Source organism: Roseococcus microcysteis (assembly GCF_014764365.1).
In the GTDB taxonomy this organism is placed as follows: Bacteria; Pseudomonadota; Alphaproteobacteria; order Acetobacterales; family Acetobacteraceae; genus Roseococcus; species Roseococcus microcysteis.
Genome location: NZ_CP061718.1, coordinates 174583 through 196991, shown reverse-complemented (window position 1 = coordinate 196991; position 22409 = coordinate 174583). Strand labels below are relative to the sequence as shown.

The 22409-nt window shown below is 71.1% G+C and carries 19 protein-coding genes; 15 read left to right on the top strand and 4 right to left on the bottom strand.

Translation table 11 applies throughout. From position 1 onward, the window contains the following. Positions 1-471, top strand: a complete 471-nt coding sequence (locus ICW72_RS00835; protein ID WP_184384214.1) for a UPF0262 family protein — start codon at positions 1-3, stop codon at positions 469-471. Between the two features lie 28 nt (positions 472-499). Here ICW72_RS00835 and ICW72_RS00830 read toward each other — a convergent pair whose 3' ends face one another. Beyond that, the gene (locus tag ICW72_RS00830; protein WP_191084495.1) at positions 500-766 is read right to left on the bottom strand and encodes a PepSY domain-containing protein; all 267 of its coding nucleotides are present in this window, start codon (positions 764-766) and stop codon (positions 500-502) included. A 94-nt stretch (positions 767-860) separates the two neighbouring features. Between ICW72_RS00830 and mtnA the strand changes: the two genes are divergently transcribed. Further along, entirely contained in the window at positions 861-1940 is a 1080-nt protein-coding gene (gene mtnA / locus ICW72_RS00825; protein ID WP_191084494.1) for an S-methyl-5-thioribose-1-phosphate isomerase, read from the top strand. A 7-nt stretch (positions 1941-1947) separates the two neighbouring features. Here mtnA and ICW72_RS00820 read toward each other — a convergent pair whose 3' ends face one another. Beyond that, positions 1948-2154: a hypothetical protein gene (locus ICW72_RS00820; protein WP_184384220.1), complete on the bottom strand. Its 207-nt coding sequence runs from the start codon at positions 2152-2154 to the stop codon at positions 1948-1950. A gap of 123 nt (positions 2155-2277) precedes the next feature. Beyond that, positions 2278-2751: a DUF3237 domain-containing protein gene (locus tag ICW72_RS00815; protein WP_184384224.1), complete on the bottom strand. Its 474-nt coding sequence runs from the start codon at positions 2749-2751 to the stop codon at positions 2278-2280. 132 nt (positions 2752-2883) lie between these two features. Between ICW72_RS00815 and ICW72_RS00810 the strand changes: the two genes are divergently transcribed. The 3 genes from ICW72_RS00810 to ICW72_RS00800 all read left to right on the top strand — a co-directional run bounded on the left by ICW72_RS00810 (position 2884) and on the right by ICW72_RS00800 (position 7765). Beyond that, a complete protein-coding gene (locus tag ICW72_RS00810; RefSeq protein ID WP_191084493.1) occupies positions 2884-3495 on the top strand; it encodes a TetR/AcrR family transcriptional regulator in 612 nt (203 codons plus the stop codon). Between the two features lie 95 nt (positions 3496-3590). Further along, positions 3591-4676: an efflux RND transporter periplasmic adaptor subunit gene (locus tag ICW72_RS00805; RefSeq protein WP_191084492.1), complete on the top strand. Its 1086-nt coding sequence runs from the start codon at positions 3591-3593 to the stop codon at positions 4674-4676. Next, positions 4676-7765 carry an efflux RND transporter permease subunit gene (locus ICW72_RS00800; protein ID WP_191084491.1) on the top strand — a complete coding sequence of 1030 codons (3090 nt, stop codon included), beginning with the start codon at positions 4676-4678 and terminating at the stop codon, positions 7763-7765. Before ICW72_RS00805 ends, ICW72_RS00800 begins: the two co-directional genes overlap by 1 nt. 18 nt (positions 7766-7783) lie before the next feature. Here ICW72_RS00800 and ICW72_RS00795 read toward each other — a convergent pair whose 3' ends face one another. Further along, the gene (locus ICW72_RS00795; protein WP_191084490.1) at positions 7784-8200 is read right to left on the bottom strand and encodes a rhodanese-like domain-containing protein; all 417 of its coding nucleotides are present in this window, start codon (positions 8198-8200) and stop codon (positions 7784-7786) included. A 129-nt stretch (positions 8201-8329) separates the two neighbouring features. Here ICW72_RS00795 and ICW72_RS00790 point away from each other — a divergent pair, with 129 nt between their 5' ends. The 10 genes from ICW72_RS00790 (at position 8330) to ppdK (ending at position 22399) form a co-directional block, all read left to right on the top strand. Next, on the top strand, positions 8330-9352 hold the full coding sequence (locus tag ICW72_RS00790) for an ABC transporter substrate-binding protein (RefSeq protein WP_191084489.1): 1023 nt from the start codon (positions 8330-8332) through the stop codon (positions 9350-9352). Positions 9353-9534: 182 nt separating this feature from the next. Then, positions 9535-10335 carry an ABC transporter ATP-binding protein gene (locus ICW72_RS00785; protein WP_184384236.1) on the top strand — a complete coding sequence of 267 codons (801 nt, stop codon included), beginning with the start codon at positions 9535-9537 and terminating at the stop codon, positions 10333-10335. Next, positions 10335-11168: an ABC transporter permease gene (locus ICW72_RS00780; protein WP_191084488.1), complete on the top strand. Its 834-nt coding sequence runs from the start codon at positions 10335-10337 to the stop codon at positions 11166-11168. Before ICW72_RS00785 ends, ICW72_RS00780 begins: the two co-directional genes overlap by 1 nt. 66 nt (positions 11169-11234) lie before the next feature. Then, complete coding sequence (locus tag ICW72_RS00775; protein ID WP_191084487.1) at positions 11235-11957, top strand: maleate cis-trans isomerase family protein; 723 nt, start codon at positions 11235-11237, stop codon at positions 11955-11957. Positions 11958-12008: 51 nt separating this feature from the next. After that, entirely contained in the window at positions 12009-13316 is a 1308-nt protein-coding gene (locus tag ICW72_RS00770) for a calcium-binding protein (protein WP_191084486.1), read from the top strand. Positions 13317-13358: 42 nt separating this feature from the next. Beyond that, complete coding sequence (ggt, locus tag ICW72_RS00765) at positions 13359-15020, top strand: gamma-glutamyltransferase (protein WP_191084485.1); 1662 nt, start codon at positions 13359-13361, stop codon at positions 15018-15020. A gap of 18 nt (positions 15021-15038) precedes the next feature. Next, a complete protein-coding gene (locus ICW72_RS00760; protein ID WP_191084484.1) occupies positions 15039-16598 on the top strand; it encodes a D-aminopeptidase in 1560 nt (519 codons plus the stop codon). A gap of 127 nt (positions 16599-16725) precedes the next feature. After that, positions 16726-17580, top strand: coding sequence for a glycine--tRNA ligase subunit alpha (locus tag ICW72_RS00755; protein ID WP_191084483.1), 855 nt, complete (start codon positions 16726-16728; stop codon positions 17578-17580). After that, positions 17580-19730, top strand: coding sequence for a glycine--tRNA ligase subunit beta (gene glyS, locus ICW72_RS00750; RefSeq protein WP_191084482.1), 2151 nt, complete (start codon positions 17580-17582; stop codon positions 19728-19730). Before ICW72_RS00755 ends, glyS begins: the two co-directional genes overlap by 1 nt. After that, on the top strand, positions 19727-22399 hold the full coding sequence (gene ppdK, locus ICW72_RS00745; RefSeq protein ID WP_191084481.1) for a pyruvate, phosphate dikinase: 2673 nt from the start codon (positions 19727-19729) through the stop codon (positions 22397-22399). Before glyS ends, ppdK begins: the two co-directional genes overlap by 4 nt. Positions 22400-22409: the final 10 nt, after the last annotated feature.

The window sequence follows — 22409 nt, the reverse complement described above, 5'->3', positions numbered from 1 at the left end:
GTGCCCGACCGTCACCTGGTGCGGATCGAACTGCCCGACGCCCCGCCGCCCCCCTCCGCCTATGCCGAGGCCGATCGCCGCCAGGCCATCGAGGACCTTCTCCGCGGCAACCGCTTCGACCCGGCCGGCATGGGCGAGGGTCCCTTCGCGCTGCACCTGATGGTGCGCGAGGGGCGGCTGGTGCTGGATGTGCGGCGGGCGGATGATGTGGCGCTGCGGGCCATCGTGCTCTCGCTCGGCCCCTTCCGCCGCCTCATCAAGGACTACCTGATGCTGGTGGAGAACCACGAGGAGGCGGTGACGCATGGCGCCATGGAGGCGCGGGTGCAGGCCATTGATATGGGCCGCCGTGGTTTGCACAACGAGGCGGCCGAATTGCTGATGTCGCGGCTGGAAGGCCGGATCGCGGTGGATTTCGAGACGGCGCGGCGCCTCTTCACCCTGATCGCGGCGCTGCACCAGCGGGTGTGACCCGGCGCCACACCCGCCGCCCTCAGGGTCAGCGGCCGCGCGGCGCGCCGGTGCGCGGGTCGAGGCGGACCGTGCGCTTGCCGCCATCGCGCGTCACATATTCCACCTTCCAGTAGCCGTCATCGTCCCACTCCATCTCGTGCAGCGACGCGAAGTCCGGCCGCTGTTCGATCTGGCGCAGCACCTCTGAGGCCGCCATGCTGCCCGCGGGCGGGCGGTCCTGGTCGGCCAGCACGGGGCCGGAGAGCAGCAGGCCCGCACCCAGCGCGGCGGCGGCGAGAAGACGACGGTTCATGGAAATTCCTTCTGGCGGCTTGGCCCCGAACACGAAGACGCGCATCTAGGGGCCGGTTTCCCTGCCAACCCATGTGGTACCGGAAGGTTGCACGATGAAGATCAACGGCGTCGCCTATCGCTCCGTCTGGCTCGATGCGGATGGCTGGGGCGTGCGCATCTTCGACCAGACGAAGCTGCCCTGGGTGGTGGAGGAATTGCGCCTGACCACCTGGCAGGAGGCGGCGCACGCCATCCGCTCCATGCAGGTGCGCGGCGCGCCGCTGATCGGCGCCGTCGCGGCCTATGGCGTGGCGCTGGCCATGCGCACGGACCCGGGCCAGCTCGACGCCGTGCTGGAAGCGCTGGCCGAGACGCGGCCCACCGCCATCAACCTGCGCTGGGCGCTCGACCGGCAGCGGGCCAAGCTGCACAACCTGCCCGTGGAGGCCCGCGCCGCCGCCGCCTATGCCGAGGCCGCCGCCATCGCCGATGACGACGCCGAGACCTGCCGCCGCATCGGCGAGAACGGCCTGCCTTTGCTGCAGGAGATCGCGGCGAAGAAGGGCCGCGTGAACGTGCTGACGCATTGCAATGCCGGCTGGCTCGCCACCGTGGATTGGGGCACGGCGCTGGCGCCCATCTACATGGCGCATGATGCGGGCCTCGACATTCATGTCTGGGTGGATGAGACGCGGCCGCGCAACCAGGGTGCCGCGCTGACCGCCTTCGAGCTCGGCGCGCATGGCGTGAAGCACACCGTCATCGCCGACAATGCCGGCGGCCACTACATGCAGCATGGCGAGGTGGACATCGTCATCGTCGGCACCGACCGCGTGACGCGCACGGGCGATGTGGCCAACAAGATCGGCACCTACCTCAAGGCGCTGGCGGCGCGGGACAATGGCGTGCCCTTCTGGGTCGCCCTGCCCCATTCCACGCTGGACATGCGCGTGCGCGACGGGGTGGCGGAAATCCCCATCGAGGAACGCAGCGGCACGGAAGTCACGGAACTGACCGGCCGCACCGCCGATGGGCGCATCGAGACGGTGCGGGTGGTGGCCGCGGGCAGCGAGGCGGCCAACCCCGCCTTCGACGTGACGCCGGCCCGGCTGGTGACGGGGCTGATCACGGAGCGCGGGCGCTGCGCGGCGGATGAGGCGTCCTTACTGGCGCTCTACCCCGAGAAGGCCTGAGCCGGGCTCAGCCCAGCTCCGGCCCCTGGTCCCGCCCGCGTTCGAGCGAGAAGAGGCCCACCACCAGCAGTACGCCCCCCAGCGCCGCGCCAATGGCGGCGAAGCCGGGGGCGAAGCGGCCGGGAGTGATTCCATCGGTCAGCATCAGGCCCACCACCCCAAGGATGAGGACCAGGCCGGACAGGACGAGGATAAGGCCAAGGCGCTGAATCATGCTGTGTCTCCAGCGCCGAAACTGACCGCCGGAAGGGGCGGCTTGACGGACATGATGGGGCGATTTCATGGCCGTGCATGTCCCGGCCGTCACCCCATCATGTTCCACACGCGTGGCTGAGGGTTAGCGCACCGCGTAGACATCATAGCGCGGCCCGGAGGGCGGGCGCTGGCCCACCCCCACACCCAGCGTGCGGTTCAGCCAGGCCAGATCGGGTGCCGCGGTCTGGAAGCGCATCAGGGTGCGGAAGTAGTAGTCGCTGGCGGGCACGGCCTCACCGGCGCCCAGGCGCGCCAGCACCTCGGGCGCGCCGGTGCGGATGCCGGCATATTGCACATAGACCAGCCCGCCCGAGGCCGCCTTGATGGTGAGCCGCACGTCGATATGGGCGGTGCCGTCCGCCTCCACCCGCAGCCAGTCGGCCGCCGTGCCGCCCAGCACCTCGCCCTGCAAGGCGGGGCCGGAGACCACGCCGCCGGTCACGGGGACGATGCGAAGGTCCATCCCGTCGGCGCCCTTCCCCGCCATCTGCGGGGCGCCCACGGTGATGTCCATGGTGAAGATGTGCTCGACAATGAGCGGAAGCGGTTGGGTCATTTCGTGTTTCCTCCTGCGCGATCCTGCCCGCTGCGACGAATAGGGGGAAGGTGGGGCTTGCGCCGGAGGGCGAGTGAGGCCCATGTTGGATGACGAATTTCGTCACTCTTCTCTTTCGCCGGTGGTGCCCTTATGAACATGCCCGACAGCCAGGCGATCACCCGCGCGCGCATCGCGGACGCCGCCGAGCGGCTTTTCCGCAGCCTGGGCTACCAGAAGACGGCGGTGGCGGACATCGCGCGGGAATGCGGCATGTCGCCCGCCAATGTGTACCGCTTCTTCGCCTCCAAGAGCGCCATCAACGAGGCCATCACCCAGCGCCTGCTGACGGGCATCGTGGCCGAGCTGGACAGCATCGCGACCGGCGGCGGCTCGGCCGAGGCGCGGCTGCGCGCCTCCATGCGGCTGATGTTCCAGCGCGACATAGACCTGTTCTTCAGCGAGAAGCGGCTGCACGACATGGTCACCGCCGCCATGACCGAGCATTGGGGCGTGATCGAACGCTTCATCGAGGGGCTGGTGGATGTCTGGGCCCGGCTGCTGGCCGAAGGGATGGAAACCGGCGAGTTCCGCCGCCGCGACCCCGTGCAGACCGCGATGACGCTGAAGCAATGCACCATGCACTGGATGCACCCGGTCCTGATCGCGGATTGCCTGAGCCACGGCTTCGAGCCCGACCGGATGGGGGCGGACCTGGAGGCGGCCATGGACCTGCTGATGGACGCGCTGCGGATTGAGCGTTGATGCTGGCGATCTGTCGTCGGTGATTTGTTGACTGATGAATGTTGAAAATCGTCAGCGGATAGCATAATCAGGCTCCAGCGACGGAGCCTCCTTCCATGACACGCCTTGCCCTCATCCCCGCGGTGCTGCTGCTCTCGGCCTGCATGCCCCAGGCGGAATCCAGCGCCCCGCCGCCCGAGGAAGCGCCCCGCGCCGTCCAGGCCGCCCGCATCGCCCATCTCCCCGCCGAGGCCGGCCCCGCCTTCACCGGCACGCTGCGCGCCCGGCGCGAGGCCGATGTGGCCTTCCGCGCCTCCGGCCGCATCGCCGAACGGCTGGTGGATCTGGGCGCCGAGGTGACGGCCGGCCAGCCCCTGTTCCGGCTCGAGGCGCGCGACCTGGAACTCTCCCTCGCCGCGGCCGAGGCCGAGGTGCTCTCCGCGGAAGCCAACTCCATCCAGGCCGCCGCCGAGGCCGCGCGCTCCCGCCAGCTGCTCGCCGCCGGCCATGTCGCCCGCGCCTTCCACGAGGCCCGCGACGCCACCGCCCGCAGCGCCGCCCAGCGCCTCGCCGCCGCCCGCGCCCAGCGCGACCTCGCGGTGAACCGGCTGGACTATGCCACGCTGCGCGCCCCCGGCGCCGGCCTCGTCACCGCGATCCTGGGCGAGGCGGGCCAGGTGGTGGCCGAGGGCACGCCCGTGCTGCGCCTGGCCGACCCCAGCGAGGTCGAGGTGCTGGTCCAGCTGCCCGAGGACCGCACCGGCACCGCCGAGGCCAGCATCCGCTTCTGGGCGCGGCCCGATGTCGCCCTGCCCGCCCGCCTGCGCGAGGTGGCGGCCAGCGCCGACCCCACGCTGCGCACCTATGCCGCCCGCTTCACGCTGAGCGAGCCGCCCGAATGGGCACGGCTCGGCATGACGGCCACCGTCACCCTCGGCACCCAGGCGGCCGCCACCCCGCTGGCCCGCGTGCCGCTGGGCGCGCTGCATGACCGCGGCCAGGGCCCCATGGTGTGGCGCATCACCCCCGAGGGGCGCGTGGTGTCCGAACCCGTCACCGTGGTGGCGCTGACCGCCCAGGCCGCCACCATCCGCGCGGCGCTGCCCGAAGGCACGCCCATCGTCGCCATGGGCGCCCAGCTGCTGATGCCGGAGGCGAGGGTGCGCGCCGTGGACAGCCGCCTGGCCGGGAGCCTGCGCTGATGCTGGGCCGCTTCAACCCGAGCGAGGCGGCGATCCGGCAGGGGCAGCTCACCCTCTTCGCCATGGTGCTGCTGCTGGTGGCCGGCGCCTGGGCCTGGACCAAGCTGGGCCGCGCCGAGGACCCGGCCTTCACGCTGAAGGTGATGGTCGTCAGCACCGCCTGGCCCGGCGCCACGGCCGAGGAAATGCAGAACCAGGTGGCCGAGCGCATCGAGGCGCGCCTTGTGGGCCTGCCCTGGCTGGACGTGTTGCAGACCTACAGCCGGCCGGGCGTGGCCACCACCACCGTGCTGCTGCGCGACGACACGCCGCCGCGCCTGGTGCCCGAACTCTGGTATCAGGTGCGCAAGCGGGTGGGCGACATCCGCCACACCTTGCCCTCGGGCGTGCGCGGCCCCTTCTTCGACGACGAGTATTCGGACGTCTATTCCGCCGTGCTGGCGCTGCGCGGCGCCGACAATGCGGAGCTGGTGCGCCAGGGCGAACGCCTGCGCGACCGGCTGCGCCGCGTGGAGGGCGTGGAGAAGGTCTCGCTCTTCGGCGAGGAGACGCAGCGCATCCATGTCGAGATCAGCCATGCGCGCCTCGCCACGCTGGGCATCCAGCCCCAGGCCATCAGCGAGGCGCTGGCCCGCCACAACCCCGTGACCCCCGCGGGCGAGGTCGAGACCGGCGTGACGCGCGTGAACCTGCGCCTGCCCGAGGGGCTGGACGGCATGGCGAGCATCGCGGAGATCCCGATCGCGGCCGGCGGCACCAGCATCCGCCTGGGCGACATCGCCACCATCACGCGGGGCCTCGCGGACCCGCCCTCCCAATCCATCCGCCACATGGGCGAACCGGCCGTGCTGCTGGGCCTGACCAAGCGCCCCGGGCATGACGTGCTGCGGCTGGGGGCGGCGCTGAACGCGGAACTCGCCGCCATCCGCGCCGAATTGCCGCTGGGGCTGACGCTCTCGGCCGTGGCCGACCAGCCGCATATCGTGGCGGAAAGCGTGAACGAGTTCCTGCTGAAACTGGCGGCGGCGCTGGGCGTGGTGCTGCTGGTCTCCTTCCTCTCGCTCGGCTTCCGCGCGGGGGTGATCGTGGCGCTGGCCGTGCCGCTGACGCTCTCCTTCGTCTTTCTCTTCATGGCCTGGCGCGGGACGGAGCTGGAGCGCATCTCCCTCGGCGCGCTCATCCTGGCGCTGGGCCTGCTGGTGGATGACGCGATCATCGCGATCGAGGCCATGGCGGTGAAGCTCGAACAGGGGTGGGAGAAAGTGCGGGCCGCGGGCTTCGCCTGGACCAGCACGGCGGGGCCCATGCTGACGGGCACGCTCGTCACGGTGGCGGGCTTCATCCCGGTGGGCTTCGCGGCGTCCACTTCGGGCGAATATGCGGGCGGCATCTTCTGGGTGGTGGGGGCGGCGCTGGTCGCGAGCTGGGTGGTCGCCATCATCTTCACCCCCTGGCTGGGCGCCAAGCTGCTGCGCGTGACGCCGAACCACCACGGCCATGACGTGCATGACGGCCGCTGGTACCGGCTGCTGCGGCGGGGCGTGACCTGGACGGTGAACAACCGGCTGCTGACGCTGGCGGCGCTGCTGGTGCTGATGGGCGCGGGCTTCGCCGGCATGGCCGCCACCAAGAAGCAGTTCTTCCCGGCCTCGCAGCGCCTCGAATTGCTGGTGGACATCAACCTGCGCCAGGGCGCCTCCTTCGCCGCCACGGAAGCCGTGGCGCGGCGCGTGGAGCAGGCGGTGGAGGGCGACGCGGACGCGGTCCATTTCACCACCTATCTGGGCGCCGGCGCACCGCGCTTCTTCCTCGCACTCAACCCCGACCTGCCCAATGAGAACTTCGCCAAGCTCATCATCGTCACGCGCGACGTGGCGGCGCGCGAACGCCTGCGCGAAAGGCTGATCGGCCTGGTGGATGACGGCGCCTTCCCCGAGGCGCGGGTGCGCGTCTCGCGCCTCGATTTCGGCCCGCCTGTGGCCTTCCCCGTCGCTTTCCGCATCACCGGCCCCGACCCCGACGTGCTGCGCGAACAAGCCGACCGGATGATCGCGCTGCTGCGCACCGTCCCCGGCACCGTGTCCCTCCAGACCGATTGGAGCGAACGCGCGCCCGCGCTGCGCCTCGAACTGGACCGCGAGCGCGTGGCGCAGCTCGGCCTCTCGCCCCAGGCGGTGGCGACCTCGCTGGCCACGCTGCTCTCGGGCGTGGACGCGACCTCGGTGCGCGAAGGCACGCGCGAGGTCGCGGTGCGGCTGCGCGCGACACCGGAGGAACGCGCGGGGCTCGACCGGCTGGGCGACCTGACGCTGGCCACGCCCGCGGGCGCCGTGCCGCTCTCGCAGGTGGCGCGCCTGGTGCCGGTGATGGAGGAGCCCATCCTCTGGCGCCGCAACCGCGAGCCCTTCATCACCGTGCAGTCGCAGATCCGCCCGGGGCTCCAGGCGCCCGACGTGACGGCGGCCGCCCTGCCCGTGCTGGCCCCCTTCGTCGCCGCCCTGCCCCCCGGCTACCGCATGGAGGTGAGCGGCGCGGCGGGCGAGAGTGCGAAGGCCAATGCCTCGCTGCTGGCCATGTTCCCGGTGATGGTGGCGGTGATGGTCACGCTGCTGATGATCCAGCTGCGCAGCCTGGGCAGCATGGCGCTGGTGATGGCGACGGCCCCGCTCGGCATTCCGGGCGCCGCGGCCGCGCTGCTCATCATGGACGCCCCCTTCGGCTTCGTGGCGCTGCTGGGCGTGATCGCGCTGGCGGGGATGGTGATGCGCAACACGCTGATCCTGGTGGACCAGGTGCAGCAGGACCAGGCGGCGGGCCTGCCGCTGCGCGAGGCCATCATCGAGAGCACCGTCCGCCGCGCGCGGCCGGTGATCCTGACGGCACTCGCCGCCATCCTGGCCTTCATCCCGCTGACCACCTCGGTCTTCTGGGGGCCCATGGCCATCGCGATGATCGGCGGGCTGCTGGTGGGCACGGTGGCGACGCTGGTGGTGGTGCCGGCCATGCACGCCCTGGCGCTGGGCCGCAACCGCCCGGCCAGCCCGGCGGCGCCGGCCCCACGGCCGGCGGTGCTGGAGCCGGCGGAGTGAGGGTGGCCCCGCCCGCCCCTACCTTTGCACCCAGGGCAGGCCCTCCGCCTTCCAGCCGGCCACGCCGCCCCGATGGCCATCCGGCCCCACCGGCCCTTCGAAGCCATCGGCCACGTTGAAGGCCTGGGGGAAGCCCGCCGCCTGCGCCGCCTGGCCCGCCGCCAGGCTGCGCGCGCCGGAGCGGCAGAGGTAGTAGACGCGGCTTTCGGGTGTGACACCCGCCTTGCGCAGATGCTCGGTGAACTGGCTGTTCACCTGCATGGTGGGGAACATCTGCCAGGGGATCAGCACGACCTTCTTCCCCAGCTCCGACAGGTCGGGCAGGCCCACGAAATTCCACTCGGCATCGGTGCGGACATCCACCAGCACGGCGTTCGGGTCGGTCTTGAGCGCCTCCCAGGCGGCCTGGGGGGAAACGTCGGGGACATGGGTCATGGGGCTCTCCTGCCTCGCTTTGCCAAGAGGATGGGGCGCGCGGCGGCGCAGGACAATGCACGACGCTTGATCGGCGCCCCCCTGCTGCGCCACTTTGCGCGCCTTCCGATGCACGCAAGGACGCCCCGCATGACCCGCCTTCCCCGCCGCGCCGCGCTTCTCGGCGCGGGCGCGCTGCCGCTCGCCGCCCCCGGCCTCGCCCGCGCCCAGGCGGCGCGGCTGCGCCTGACGCTGGACTGGGCCTTCCAGTCGCCCAACGCCTTCGCGCTCGTGGCGCGGGAGAAGGGCTATTTCCGCGAGGCCAACATTGATGTGCAGATTGACCGCGGCCAGGGCTCGGGCGGGGTGCCGCCGGCGCTGATCAGCGGCAGCCACGACATGGGCTATGCCGACATCAACCCCGCCATCCGATTCGTGGCGCAGAACCCCGATGCGGGCCTCATCTGCGTGGCGGTGCTGCATGACCGCGCGCCGCTCTGCGCCATCGTGCGCGCCGACGGGCCGATCCGCGAGCCGAAGGACCTGGAGGGCAAGCGCCTCGCCGCCCCCGACTTCGACGCGGGCCGGCAGCTCTTCCCCGCCTTCGCGCGGGCGGCGGGCGTGGATGCGTCGAAGGTCACCTTCCTCTCGGTCTCGCCCGCGCTCCGCGAGCCCATGCTGGTGCGGCGCGAGGCCGATGGCATCACGGGCTTCGTCACCACCTCGGCGCTGGCCCTGCGCGGCATCGGGATGGACCTGCCGGCGCAGCGGACCATGATGTATTACGACCACGGGCTGAACCTCTATGGCGGGGCCATCCTCACCACCCGCGCCTATGCGCAGCGCAACCCCGAAGTGGTGCGTGGCGCCGTCTCGGCGCTGATCCGCGGCTTCCGCGACACCATCAGCGACCCCCAGGGCATGATCCGTGTGCTGCGCCAGGTGGAGCCGCTGACCGACGCCACCCTCGAACTGGCCCGGCACGAGCTGAACATGGAGCGCGTGGTGATCACGCCCCATGTCCGCGCCAACGGCATCTCGGCCGTGGACATGGGCCGGATGCAGACCGGCATCCAGGCCGTCGAGGGCGCCTTCAACCTGCCCCAGCGCGTCCAGGCCAGCGCCTTCTACACGGAGGAGTTCCTGCCGCCCGCCGACCAGCGGCGGATCTGATCCTGCCGCACGGGGTGGCGCTGAACCCGGGAAACGCCCGTTTCCTGGGCAGGCGCCGCCCCGCCCGCGCCCGCCTCCCTCAACCATCCATGGGCAGGCGCGCCCGGCTTTGCTAGCGATGGGCTGGACCCATCCTGCAAGGCCGCCCGCATGACCCACCGCCCCACCCCCGCAGGTTCCGCATGAGCCGGGCCTTCGTCGAGATTGACAACGTCGCCATGCGCTATGGCGGGGTGGAGGGCACGCTCGCCCTCGAAGGCTGTTCCATGAACGTGGCCGAGGGCGAGTTCGTGGCCGTGGTCGGCCCCTCGGGCTGCGGCAAGTCCACGCTGATGCGCCTCGTTTCCGGCCTCTGGCCCGCGACGGACGGCAATGTGGTGGTGGCCGGGCGCGAGGTGGACGAACCGCTGAGCCTGGTCGGCATGGCGTTCCAGAACCCGACGCTCCTGCCCTGGCGGCGCATCCTGGACAACGTCATGCTGCCGCTGGAGGTCGTGCCCGCCCATCGCGCCCGCCTGCGGCGCGAACGCGTGGCCTATGAGCAGAAGGCGCTGGACCTCCTGAAGCTGGTCGGGCTGGAGGGGTTCGGGGCGAAGTATCCCTACCAGCTCTCGGGCGGCATGCAGCAGCGCACCAGCCTCTGCCGCGCGCTCATCCACGAACCGCCGCTGCTGATGCTGGACGAGCCCTTCAGCGCGCTCGACGTCTTCACGCGCGAGGATCTGTGGGACGTGCTCCAGCAGGTCTGGATGGCGCGCAAGCCCACCGTGATCCTGGTCACGCACGACCTGCGCGAGGCCGCCTACCTGGCCGACCGCGTGCTGGTCATGAGCAGCCGGCCGGGCCGCATCATCGCGGAACGCAAGGTGCCCTTCCCCCGCCCGCGCACCATGGAGACGACCTTCCTGCCCGAGTTCACAGCCCTGGTCGCGGATCTCCGCGCCTATATCGCCGCCGCGCGTCGCGGCGAGGAGGTGGTCTGATGTCCGCCAAGGCCAATGCCCGCCTCATCGCCATGGCGGCCGCGGCGCGCCGCCACCGCCGCCTCCAGGCCTGGCTGCCCTGGATCGTGATCTTCGGCACCTTCGGGCTGTGGGAGGTGGTGGTCCGCGCCTTCGGCATCGTCCCCTTCATCCTGCCCGCGCCCTCGGACATCTTCGAGGCCGCGGTGAAGTGGTGGAAGCCGCTGCTGGATGACAGCCTGCAGACGCTGTTCACCACGCTGGTGGGCTTTGGCCTGGCCGTGGTGGCGGGGCTGGTGCTGGGGGTGGCCATCGGCAGTTCGACTCTGATCTACAAGGGGCTCTACCCGCTGCTGATCGCCTTCAACTCCATCCCCAAGGTGGCGGTGGTGCCGGTGCTGATCGTGTGGTTCGGCATCGGCGTCTGGCCGGCCATCATCACGGCCTTCCTGATCAGCTTCTTCCCCATATTGGTGAATGTGGCGACGGGCATCGCGACCGTGGAACCCGAATTGCGCGACGTGCTGCGCGCGCTGGGGGCGCGGCCCGTGGACATCATCCGCAAGGTCGGCCTGCCGCGGGCCATGCCCTATTTCTTCGCCTCGCTGAAGATCGCGATCACGGTGGCCTTCGTGGGCTCCATCATCGCGGAATCCGTGGCGCCGAATGCGGGCATCGGGCGGCTGATGATGGTGGCCTCGAGCCGCTTCGACGTGCCGCTGGTGTTCGCCGGGCTGATCACCACGGGGCTGATGGGCATCATGCTCTACTGGATCGCGGAATGGATCGAGCGGCGGACCACGGGCTGGGCCACGCGCAGCACCGAGGGGTCGAACTTCACGCCCGGCGGCTGAGGCGACTTGGGGCGGGCGCGCCGGCGGGGTAGTGCTGGCGCGCCATTCCCGGAGACCCCGCCCCGCATGTCCACCCGCCTCGGCTTCCTCACCCCCTCCTCCAACACCGTGCTGGAGCCCGTCATCTCCGGGCTGCTGCACGACACGCCCGAGGTCACGGCGCATTTCGCGCGCTTCCGCGTGGTGGCCATCAATCTGGGCGAGGCCTCGCGCACCCAGTTCGACACGGGCCCCGTGCTGGCGGCCGCCGAGATGCTGGCGGATGCGCATGTGCATTCCATCTGCTGGGCGGGCACCTCCGGCTCCTGGCTCGGCTTCGCGCAGGATGAGGCGCTGTGCGCGGCCATCACGGCGCGCACCGGCATCCCGGCCACCACCGCCACCCTGGCCCTGCGCGATGCGCTGCGGGCGGCGGGTGCGCGACGGGTCGCGCTGGTCACGCCCTATCTGGGCGATGTGCAGGCCGCGATCATCGCGAATCTGACGCGCGAGGGCTTCACCGTCACCGCCGAACGCCATTTGGAAGACCCCGGCAACTACAGCTTCGCCGCCCACAGCCCCGCCCGCGTGGATTCGCTGGTGCAGGAAGCGGTGGCCGAGGCGCCGACCGAGGCCGTCATCATCCATTGCACCAATTTCCGCGGCCTGCCCGGCGCCATTGGCCTGGAGGCGCGGCTGGGTCCGCTGATGCTGGACAGTGTCGCGGTCTCGCTCTGGGGCGGGCTGGTCGCGGCGGGGCGGCCCATGGCGCTGCCGGCCGGACGGCTATTCGAGATGAACACAAAATGAATTGTCTAATTTTTGATTGACAGGTAAAGAAAAGGTGAACATTCCTCGCGGATGCTCGCCTTCTCCCCCAGCGACCTCCTGCCCCCGCCCGGCACCCATGGCTGGACCGCCGGGTTTCCACGGCCCACGGTGCTGGGCGTCTCCTTCGCCTCCACCGGCGGCACGCTGGACGGGGCGGTACAGGACCTGCTCCGCCAGGCCCTCTTCGCCTGGCAGGTGGTGGCCGGCGTCACCTTCGTCGAAACCCCCTGGCACCGCGCGGACCTCGTCTTCGGCTTCGGCGCGCCGGGCGACAATGTCCTCCTCCCCTCCGAACCCACGCTGCGGGACGCGCTGAAGGCCACGGGCGCGGCCCTCGGCCTGGCCGCCGACCTGCCGGGCGCCTCGCTCTCGGCCACCGTCATGGCGGCGGAGGCGGGCCCGGCCAGCGGCCTGGGTTGGGCCGATGCCGAGGCCATTGCCGCCCTCTTCGGCCCCCGCGCCGAGGCCGATGCCCAGGGCGTGCGCTGGCGCTACGACCCCGCGCTCGACATGGTGCGCGGCGACCTCTTCGCCTTCGAAAGCCGCACCGTCTTCGGCGGCAACAAGGGCACGGCGCTGTTCGGCGACATCGGCGACGATCTGCTGATCGGCGGGGCGGGCGATGACCTCTTCATGGGCGGGCCAGGGCAGAACGCCTATCTCGGCGGCGCGGGGCGCGATGTGGTCGTGACGGGCTTCCTCCGCGCCGAGACGACGCTCGACTTCCGCTTCCAGCGCCTCAGCACCGAATGGGGCACCGACCAATGGGACCAGGTGGAATACCTGCGCTTCCGCGATGGCGGTTTCGCCCTGCACCAGCAGGAAAACGCGGCGCTGGTGGACCGCCTCTACCAAGCGCTGCTGCTGCGCCCGGCGGACCCGACGGGGCTCACCACCTGGACGCGCTTCCTGGAGACGGGCGGCACGGGCGAGCAACTCATCGGGCGCATCACCGGCAGCCCCGAATACCGCGAACGCTTCGGCACGCCCGATGCGGCCGCCCTGGCGCGCGCCAGGGCCGCCCTGGAACCCGCGCCCGACGCGCTGCTGGACACGCCCATCTGGGTGCCCAACAAGGCCGCCGTCCTGGCCGTGCGCTTTCACCTGATGGTGGCGGGCGTGGCCCCCGACCGCGCGCGCTTCGACACCTGGTTCGCGGCGCTGGAGGTCGCGCCCGATTACGCCGAGGCCGCGCAGGCCTTCCTCGACGCCCATCCGGGCCATGGTTTCGCCAATGGCCAGGCGCTGCTGGACGCCGCCTGGTCGCTCCCCGTCATCCGCGCCACCGCGCCCTGGGTGGACCACGGGGTGGTGCTGGCGAATGACTGGATTCTCTAGCCGGCTCTTGCCCCCGCCCCCGGCCCGCGCGACGCTTCCGCCATGACCGATTGGCGCGCCCGCGCGGGCACCGTCTTCACCCCCACCAAGCAGCCCGCCCAGGGGGCGCGCGGCATGGTCGTCACCAACCATCCGGCCGCGAGTGCCGCCGGCGCCCAGATGCTGGCCGAGGGCGGCACCGCGGTGGACGCGGCCGTCGCCAGCCTTCTGGCGCTGACCGTGGTGGAGCCCATGATGGTGGGCGTCTTCGGCGGCGGCCTCATGCACATCGCGGACCCCGAGGGCCGGCACGAGGTGCTGGACGGCATGGCCACCGCCCCCTTCGCCGCCCGCCCCGAGATGTTCGAGAACGCGCCCCCCGGCGCGCAGACCATGGGCGGGCGCAGCGTCTGCGTGCCGGCCAACCTGCTGGCCTGGGAGGCGGCGCTGGCCCGCCATGGCCGCTTCACCCTGGCCGATGTGGCGGAACCCGCCATCCGCCTCGCGCGGCGGGGCTTCGCGGCCAGCGCCTATCTCAGCGAATGCACCGCGGAGGTGGCGGGCGACCTCGCGCGCGATGCCGGCATGGCGCGCCTCTTCCTGCCCGACGGCAAGCCCGTCTCCCCCGGCCAGCGCGTGGTGAACGAAGCGCTGGCCGAGACGCTGGAGGCCATCGCCAAGGAGGGTGCGGCCGCGCTGCATGAGGGCGATGTGGGCAGTTCCTGCGTCATGGACCTGGCGCGCAAGGGCGGGATGATCTCGACGGACGATCTCGCGGCCGCGCGCGTCATCACCCGCGCGCCCGTCCATGGCACCTATCGCGGCGTGGAGGTCTGGGGCCCGCCCCCGCCCTCGGCGGGCGGCGTGCATGTGCTGCAGATGCTGAACATGGTGGAGGGCTTCGACCTCGCCGCCATGGGCTTCGGCACGGCCGAGAGCCTGCACCTGATGGCCGAGGCCATGCGGATGGCTTTCGCCGACCGCGCCGTCGCCACCGCCGACCCGGACTTCGTGCCGGTGCCCGTCGCGCGCCTCATCGCCAAGGAGTATGCCGCCGAACGCCGCGCCCTGTTCGACCCCGCCCGCAGCCGGGCGTGGGCGGCCGGCCTCGCGCCAGACCGCGAGAGCGCCAACACCACCCATGTGACGGTCGCGGACCATGAGGGGCGCATCGCCTGCTGCACGCACACCATCAACTCCCTCTTCGGCGCGCGCATCCTGCTGCGCGAGACGGGGCTGATCCCGAACAACTACATGGCCCTGTTCGACCCCGTGCCGGGCCGGGCGCAATCCATCGCGGCGGGCAAGCGCGTCACCACCTCCATGTCGCCGCTGATCCTGCGGCGCGAGGGCAAGCCCATCTTCGCGCTGGGCCTGCCCGGCGGCTTGCGGATCTTCCCCTCCACCTTCCAGGCGGTGGTGAACCTGCTGGACCATGGCATGTCGCTCCAGGAGGCCATGGAGGCGCCGCGCATCTGGACCAATGGCGGCGCGCTGGAGATGGAACCCGCCTTCGACGACGCCACCATCGCGGCCCTGCGAGCCCGCGGCCATGAGGTGCTGCGCCTGCCCCATGTGGCGGGCGGCATGTGCGGCATCGCCTTCCAACCTGACGGCATGATGGAGGGCGCGGCCTGCTGGCGGGCCGATGGCGCGCCCGCCGCACTTTCCGGCGGCTGGGCGCGCGCGGGGGTTCGATTCTGGCCGGATGTGCGCCAGGCCTGATCCGTGTAACACAGCGCCATGCCCAACCTGCACGCCCGCCTGAACCAATTCGTGGAGTCGCTCCCCCGCTCCCATCCCGGGCCGGGCGGGGCCATCGCCGTGCTCCGCGCCGGCGAGGTGCTGGTGCGCCACGCCTGGGGCTTCGCCAATGCGGAACGCCGCATCCCCTTCACGCCGCGCACCCTGTTCCGCATGTGCTCCATCACCAAGCAGTTCACCTGCGGCACGGTGCTGGAGGCCGTGGAGGATCTGGCCGCGCTGGACGCGCCGCTGCGCGCGCGGCTGCCGCTGCTGGAAGGGCCGGTGCCGTCCATCCTGGACCTCTGCCACAACCAGTCCGGCCTGCGGGACTACTGGGCGGTGGCCATGCTGCACGGCTCGCCCGCCGAGGCGCCCTTCGGCGACACCGAGGCCGCGCGCGTCATCGGCGGCACGCGCAGCCTGCATTTCGCGCCCGGCACCCGCTATTCCTATGTGAACCAGAATTTCCGCCTATTGTCGGACCTGGTGGAGAACCACACCGGCCGCGGCTTCGCGGAGCTGCTGCGCCGCTTCATCTTCGACCGCGCGGGCATGGAGGGCGCCTTCCTCGCCGCCGACACCCGCGCCATGCCCGACGGCACCGAGGGCTATGAGGGCAACCCCGTCTCGGGCTTCCGCGCCGCCGAAAACCGCGTCCTCTGGACCGGCGATGCGGCGCTGGGCGCCAGCCTGGACGACATGATCGCCTGGGAACGCTATATTGACGCCACGCGCGAGGCGCCGCGCGGCCTCTACAACCGCCTCTCCGCCCCGGTGCATTTCGCGGGCGGGGCGGAGGCGCCCTATGGGTTCGGCCTCGGGCGCGGGCGGGAATTCGGCATGGCGGTCACCGGCCATGGCGGCGCGCTGCGCGGCTGGCGCAGCCACCGGCTGCATGTGGCCGAGGCGCGAATCTCCGTCGTCGTCATGTTCAACCATTTCGCCGATGCGCAGGCCGCGGCACTCGACGCGCTGGCCGCCGTGCTGGGTGAGGAACGCCCCCGCCAGGCGCCCCTGGAAGGCCCCGGCCCCGACTGGCTCGGCGCCTATCTCGAACCGGAGAGCGGGCTGGCCGTGCGGCTGGACGCGCCGGGTGGCGCCATGCGCCTGCGCTTCGGCCATGGGCCGGAGCGGCTGGAGCTGCAGCCTGATGGCAGCGCCACCAATGGCCGCACGCGCCTGCGCCCCACGCCGGACGGGCTCTGGATGGACCGCCCGCAGGAGAACATGTCCACCCGCCTCGAACCCCTGCGCGGCGAATCCCGCGCGGATGTCGAGGGCCGCTTCCGCTGCGACGAACTCGACGCCGAACTCTGGGTGACCCAGGCGGGCGGTGCCCCCTATGGCGGCTTCTCGGGCTTCCTGGGCCAGGGGCGGATGGAATTGCTGGAGCCCATCGGCCCCGATGTCTGGGCCCTGCCCTGCCCGCGCGCCCTGGACCACACGCCCCCGGGCGACTGGACGCTGCATTTCCGCCGCGACGGTGGCGGCGCGGTGACGGAGGTGGTGGTGGGCTGCTGGCTGGCGCGCGGGTTGCGCTACCGAAGGGTGGGATAGAGCGCGATCCGCGGAGGCGGAATCGCCGGAGCGGTGAATCGCGCTCTCAAACGAGGCTGGAGGTGATCCGCGCAAACGGGTCATGCTCCAGGTTCCTTCCGCGCCCGCCAGGGTCTAGAAGCGCGGCATGACCCCGAGCTTCCAGGACATCATCCTGCGCCTGCACGCCTTCTGGTCGGCGCAGGGCTGCCTCATCCTCCAGCCCTATGACATGGAGATGGGCGCCGGCACCTTCCACCCGGCCACCACCCTGCGCGCCCTGGGCCCCACGCCCTGGTCGGCCGCCTATGTGCAGCCCTCGCGCCGCCCCTCGGACGGGCGCTATGGCGAGAACCCCAACCGGCTGCAGCACTACTACCAGTACCAGGTCATCCTGAAGCCCTCCCCGCGCGACCCGCAGGCGCTGCTGATGGACAGCTACCGGGCACTCGGCCTCGACCCCGCGCTGCACGACATCCGCTTCGTGGAGGATGACTGGGAGAGCCCCACGCTCGGCGCCTGGGGCCTGGGCTGGGAGGTCTGGTGCGACGGGATGGAGGTGACGCAGTTCACCTATTTCCAGCAGGTGGGCGGCATCGCCTGCGAGGTGCCGAGCTGCGAGCTGACCTACGGGCTCGAACGCCTGGCCATGTACATCCAGGGCGTCGAGAACGTGTACGATCTGCGCTTCAACGATGCGGGCGTGACCTATGGCGAGGTGTTCCTCCGCGCCGAACGCGAATACTCCGCCCATAATTTCGAGCATGCGGACGTGGCCCTGCTGAAGCGCCAGTTCGAGGAGGCGGAGCAGGAATGCAACGCGCTGGTGGCGCAAAAGCTCGCCCTGCCGGCCTATGACCACTGCATCAAGGCCAGCCACCGCTTCAACCTGCTGGATGCGCGGGGTGCCATCAGCGTGACCGAGCGCGCGGCGTATATCGGGCGCGTGCGCAACCTGGCGAAGGCCTGTTGCGAGACCTGGCTGGCCGGGGGGCAAGGCTGATGGCCGAGCTGCTGATCGAACTCCTCACCGAGGAAATCCCGGCGCGCATGCAGGCGCGGGCGGCGGAGGATTTGTGCCGCCTTGCCGCCGCCGCGCTGGCGCCACTGATGACGGTGGCGCCGCAAGGCTTCCACGGGCCGCGCCGCATCGGGCTGGTGGGCGAGATGGCACTTTCCGCCGAGACGCCGGCCAAGGAGGAGCGCGGCCCCCGCCTCGGCGCGCCCGAGCAGGCGCTGGCGGGCTTCCTGCGCAAGCACAACGCCACGCGCGAACAGCTGGTCGAGCAGAACGGCTTCCTGGTGCTGGTGAAGCCCGGCGAGACCATCACCGCCGAGGCGCTGCTGCTGCGCGCCCTGCCGGACCTGCTGTGGTCCTTCCCCTGGCCCAAATCCATGCGCTGGGGGATGAGTCAGATCACCTGGGTGCGGCCCTTGCAGCGCGTGCTCTGCCTGCTGGACGGGCGTTCGGTGCCGGTGGCGCTGGCGCGCGGTGAGGATGCGGCGCATGGGCTGGTGGGGGCCGCGATCAGCGAGGGCCACCGCGTGCACGCGCCCGGCCCCTTCCCCGTGACCTCCGCCGCCGAGCATGAAGCGGAGCTACGCGCCCGCTACGTGCTGCGGGACGCGGGCGCGCGCATGGCGGTGATCCGCGAGGGCATCGCGACCCTCGCCGCCGCCGAGGGGCTGGAGGTGGTGCCCGATGAAGGCCTGCTGGCCGAGGTGGCGGGCCTGGTCGAATGGCCCGTACCGCTGCTGGGCCGCATTGACGACGCCTTCATGGATTTGCCGGCCGAGGTGATGCGAACCTCGATGCGCGTGAACCAGCGCTACTTCGCGCTGCGCCACCCCGATGGCCGCGCCGCGCCGCGCTTCGCCTTGGTGGCGAATATCGCGGCCAGCGATGGCGGGGCGGCGCTGGTGGCGGGCAATGAGCGCGTGCTGCGCGCGCGCCTCTCCGATGCGCGCTTCTTCTGGGACCAGGACCGCAAGCAGAAGCTGGAAGATTTTTTGCCAAGGCTGGAGGGCGTGACCTTCCACGCCAAGCTCGGCACGCAGCGGCAGCGGGTGGAGCGGCTGGTGCGGCTGGCGGGGCATCTGGCGCCGCTGGTCGGCGCCGATGAGGAACTGGCGAGGCGCGCGGCGCTGCTGTGCAAGGCGGACCTCGCCTCCGGCATGGTGGGCGAGTTTCCGGAATTGCAGGGCGTCATGGGCGGCTACTACGCCCGCGCCCAGGGGGAGGATGCGCGTGTGGCCGACGCCATCGCGCAGCATTACCGCCCGCTCGGCCCGACCGATGCGGTGCCGACCGAACCCGTGGCCGTGGCGGTGGCGCTGGCGGACAAGCTGGACCAGCTGGCGGGCTTCTTCGCGGTGGATGAGCGGCCGACGGGCTCGGGCGACCCCTATGCGCTGCGGCGGGCGGCGCTGGGGGTGATCCGCATTTTGCGCGAGAATGGGTTGCGCCTGAACCTCGCCGATGCGCTGGGCGAGGGCTTCTTCGGCTTCCCCCAATCCACCGGCACCACGGCCCAACCCGAATTCGGCATGTCCGTCGCCACCGAGCGTATGAAGTCCGGCGCCCCGCCCGAGGGCCGGCACCCGCCCATGGTGGCCGCCTTCGCGGGCGGCGTGTTGGACTTCCTGCTGGACCGCCTCCGCGTCCAGCTCCGCGCCGAGGGTGCCCGCCATGACCTCGTCGCCGCCTCCATCGGTGACGACGACGACATCACCCGCATCCTTTCCCGCGCGGCCGCGTTGCAATCCCTGATGGAATCCGACACGGGCAGAAACCTCCTGGCCGCCTATACGCGCGCCCGGAACATCCTCCGCATCGAGGAAAAGAAGGACGGGCCGCATTCCGGCCCGGTGGAGGAGGCCGCCCTCGAAGCCGCCGAGGAACGGGCCCTCAACACCGCCCTCACCCGCGCGGAAGCCGAAGTCGCCGCGGCACTCGCCGCCGAGGACTTCCCGGCCGCCATGTCGGCCCTGGCCACCCTCCGCGCCCCCACGGATGAATTCTTCGAGAAGACGCTGGTCAACGACCCGGCCTTCCGAAAAAACCGTTTGCGGCTACTCTCAAGGCTACGCTCCGCCATGGACCGCGTGGCCGACCTGTCCAAGATCGAAGCTCAAGGGAACATCTCCGCATGACGCAGTGGGTCTATAGCTTCGGCGCCGGCCGCAATGAGGGCCGCGCGGATATGCGCAACCTCCTGGGCGGCAAGGGCGCCAACCTGGCCGAGATGGCCTCCATCGGCCTGCCCGTGCCCCCCGGCTTCACCATCACGACCGAGGTCTGCACCCACTACTACGCCAATGGCGAGCAATATCCGGGCGAACTCCAGGCCCAGGTCCGCGCGGCCCTGGCCCGCGTCGAGGACGCCGTCGGCCTCAAATTCGGCGACACCGACAAGCCGCTGCTGGTCTCCGTGCGCTCCGGCGCGCGGGTCTCCATGCCGGGCATGATGGACACGGTGCTGAACCTCGGCCTGAACGACGCCACGGTGGAGGGCCTGGCCCGCGCCAGCGGCGATGAGCGCTTCGCCTGGGACAGCTACCGCCGCTTCATCCAGATGTTCGGCGGCGTGGTGCTGGGCGTGGACCATCACCGCTTCGAGGAGATCATCGAGGGCGTGAAGCTCGATCGCGGCGTGATCGAGGACACCGCACTCACCGCCGATGACTGGAAGACCGTCATCACCGGCTACAAGGAAGCCGTGCAGGAAGCGACGGGCAACCCCTTCCCGCAGGAGCCGGAGGCCCAGCTCTGGGCCGCCATCGGCGCCGTCTTCGGCTCCTGGATGAACCAGCGCGCCATCACCTATCGCCGCCTGCACGACATCCCGGCCGAATGGGGCACGGCGGTGAACGTCCAGGCCATGGTCTTCGGCAATATGGGCGAGGATTGCGCGACAGGCGTCTGCTTCACCCGCGACCCGTCCACGGGCGAGGACATCTTCTACGGCGAATACCTGGTGAACGCGCAGGGCGAGGACGTGGTGGCCGGCATCCGCACGCCGCAGCCCATGTCCAAGCTGCGCGCCAAGCCCGGCGAGAAGCCCATGGAAGAGGTGATGCCCGCCGCCTATGCCGAGCTGGTCCGCGTCCGCGAGACGCTGGAAAAGCACTACAAGGACATGCAGGACATCGAGTTCACGGTCCAGCAGAACAAGCTCTACATGCTGCAGACGCGCAACGGGAAGCGCACCGCGGCCGCCAGCCTCAAGATCGCGGTGGATATGTGCCGCGAGGGGCTGATTGACCAGAGCGAGGCCATCAAGCGCGTCGCCCCCGGTTCGCTCGACCAGCTTCTCCACCCGACGCTGGACCCCAAGGCGCCGCGCAAGGTGCTCTCCAAGGGCCTGCCGGCCTCGCCGGGTGCGGCCTGCGGCGTGGTGGTGTTCAGCGCCGATGAGGCGGAGATGCGCGCGCGCGAGGGCGAGAGCGTCATCCTCGTCCGCGTCGAGACCAGCCCCGAGGACATCCACGGGATGCACGCCGCCCGCGGCATCCTCACCACGCGCGGCGGCATGACCAGCCACGCGGCGGTCGTCGCGCGCGGCATGGGAAGGCCCTGCGTGGCCGGTGCCGGCGGCATCACGGTGGACTACACGGCGCAGGCGCTTTCCGCCGGCGGGCACATCATCCGCGCGGGCGAGACCATCACGCTGGATGGCGCCACGGGCGAGATCTTCATCGGCTCCGTCGCCATGATCGAGCCGCAGCTCTCCGGCGATTTCGCCGCGCTGATGGAGTGGGCCGACCAGGTGCGCCGCATGAAGGTGCGCGCCAATGCGGAAACGCCGTTGGACGCCGAAACCGCGCGGAAATTCGGCGCGGAGGGCATCGGCCTCTGCCGCACCGAGCACATGTTCTTCGACCCCGAGCGCATCGGCGCCGTGCGGCAGATGATCATGGCCGAGCACGAGACGGGCCGCCGCGCCGCGCTGGCCAAGCTGCTGCCCTTCCAGCGCAAGGACTTCCACGACCTGTTCCGCATCATGGCGGGGCTGCCGGTCACGATCCGCCTGCTCGACCCGCCGCTGCACGAATTCCTGCCGCACAGCGACGCCGAGATCGCGGAGGTGGCGAACAGCCTGGGCGTGGACGTGGCGCTGATGCAGCGCCGCGCGGCCGACCTGTCCGAGGCCAATCCGATGCTCGGCCATCGCGGCTGCCGCCTCGGCATCTCCTACCCCGAGATCTACGAGATGCAGGCGCGGGCCATCTTCGAGGCCGCGGTGCAGGTGGCCAAGGAAACCGGCGCCGCCCCGGTGCCCGAGATCATGATCCCGCTGGTGATGACCAAGCGCGAGCTCGACATCACCCGCGCCCAGGTGGACCGCATGGCCGCCGAGGTCTTCGCGGAATCCGGCACCACCATCGAATACCTGGTGGGCACCATGATCGAGCTGCCGCGCGCGGCGCTGACCGCCAACCAGATCGCCGAAAGCGCCGATTTCTTCAGCTTCGGCACGAATGACCTGACGCAGACGGTCTTCGGCCTCTCGCGCGACGACGCCGGCAAGTTCCTGCCTTCCTATGTCGAGAAGAACATCCTGCCCAAGGACCCGTTCGTCTCGCTGGACGTCGAAGGCGTGGGGGCGCTGGTCGAGATCGCGGCGCAGCGCGGGCGGAGCGTGAAGAACGGCCTCAAGCTCGGCATCTGCGGCGAGCATGGCGGCGACCCGGCCTCCATCCAGTTCTGCGAGACCGTGGGGCTGGAATACGTCTCCTGCTCGCCCTACCGCGTGCCCGTCGCACGCCTCGCCGCCGCCCAGGCCGCGCTCCACGCGGGCGGGGTGGACCGGACGGCCTGAGGGGGCGATG

What these genes read in the sequence shown, in the direction of transcription:
- ICW72_RS00830 (WP_191084495.1), bottom strand. Translation starts at nt 766, where the DNA reads ATGAACCGTCGTCTTCTCGCCGCCGCCGCGCTGGGTGCGGGCCTGCTG.
- mtnA (WP_191084494.1), top strand. Translation starts at nt 861, where the DNA reads ATGAAGATCAACGGCGTCGCCTATCGCTCCGTCTGGCTCGATGCGGAT.
- ICW72_RS00820 (WP_184384220.1), bottom strand. Translation starts at nt 2,154, where the DNA reads ATGATTCAGCGCCTTGGCCTTATCCTCGTCCTGTCCGGCCTGGTCCTC.
- ICW72_RS00815 (WP_184384224.1), bottom strand. Translation starts at nt 2,751, where the DNA reads ATGACCCAACCGCTTCCGCTCATTGTCGAGCACATCTTCACCATGGAC.
- ICW72_RS00810 (WP_191084493.1), top strand. Translation starts at nt 2,884, where the DNA reads ATGAACATGCCCGACAGCCAGGCGATCACCCGCGCGCGCATCGCGGAC.
- ICW72_RS00805 (WP_191084492.1), top strand. Translation starts at nt 3,591, where the DNA reads ATGACACGCCTTGCCCTCATCCCCGCGGTGCTGCTGCTCTCGGCCTGC.
- ICW72_RS00800 (WP_191084491.1), top strand. Translation starts at nt 4,676, where the DNA reads ATGCTGGGCCGCTTCAACCCGAGCGAGGCGGCGATCCGGCAGGGGCAG.
- ICW72_RS00795 (WP_191084490.1), bottom strand. Translation starts at nt 8,200, where the DNA reads ATGACCCATGTCCCCGACGTTTCCCCCCAGGCCGCCTGGGAGGCGCTC.
- ICW72_RS00790 (WP_191084489.1), top strand. Translation starts at nt 8,330, where the DNA reads ATGACCCGCCTTCCCCGCCGCGCCGCGCTTCTCGGCGCGGGCGCGCTG.
- ICW72_RS00785 (WP_184384236.1), top strand. Translation starts at nt 9,535, where the DNA reads ATGAGCCGGGCCTTCGTCGAGATTGACAACGTCGCCATGCGCTATGGC.
- ICW72_RS00780 (WP_191084488.1), top strand. Translation starts at nt 10,335, where the DNA reads ATGTCCGCCAAGGCCAATGCCCGCCTCATCGCCATGGCGGCCGCGGCG.
- ICW72_RS00775 (WP_191084487.1), top strand. Translation starts at nt 11,235, where the DNA reads ATGTCCACCCGCCTCGGCTTCCTCACCCCCTCCTCCAACACCGTGCTG.
- ICW72_RS00770 (WP_191084486.1), top strand. Translation starts at nt 12,009, where the DNA reads ATGCTCGCCTTCTCCCCCAGCGACCTCCTGCCCCCGCCCGGCACCCAT.
- ggt (WP_191084485.1), top strand. Translation starts at nt 13,359, where the DNA reads ATGACCGATTGGCGCGCCCGCGCGGGCACCGTCTTCACCCCCACCAAG.
- ICW72_RS00760 (WP_191084484.1), top strand. Translation starts at nt 15,039, where the DNA reads ATGCCCAACCTGCACGCCCGCCTGAACCAATTCGTGGAGTCGCTCCCC.
- ICW72_RS00755 (WP_191084483.1), top strand. Translation starts at nt 16,726, where the DNA reads ATGACCCCGAGCTTCCAGGACATCATCCTGCGCCTGCACGCCTTCTGG.
- glyS (WP_191084482.1), top strand. Translation starts at nt 17,580, where the DNA reads ATGGCCGAGCTGCTGATCGAACTCCTCACCGAGGAAATCCCGGCGCGC.
- ppdK (WP_191084481.1), top strand. Translation starts at nt 19,727, where the DNA reads ATGACGCAGTGGGTCTATAGCTTCGGCGCCGGCCGCAATGAGGGCCGC.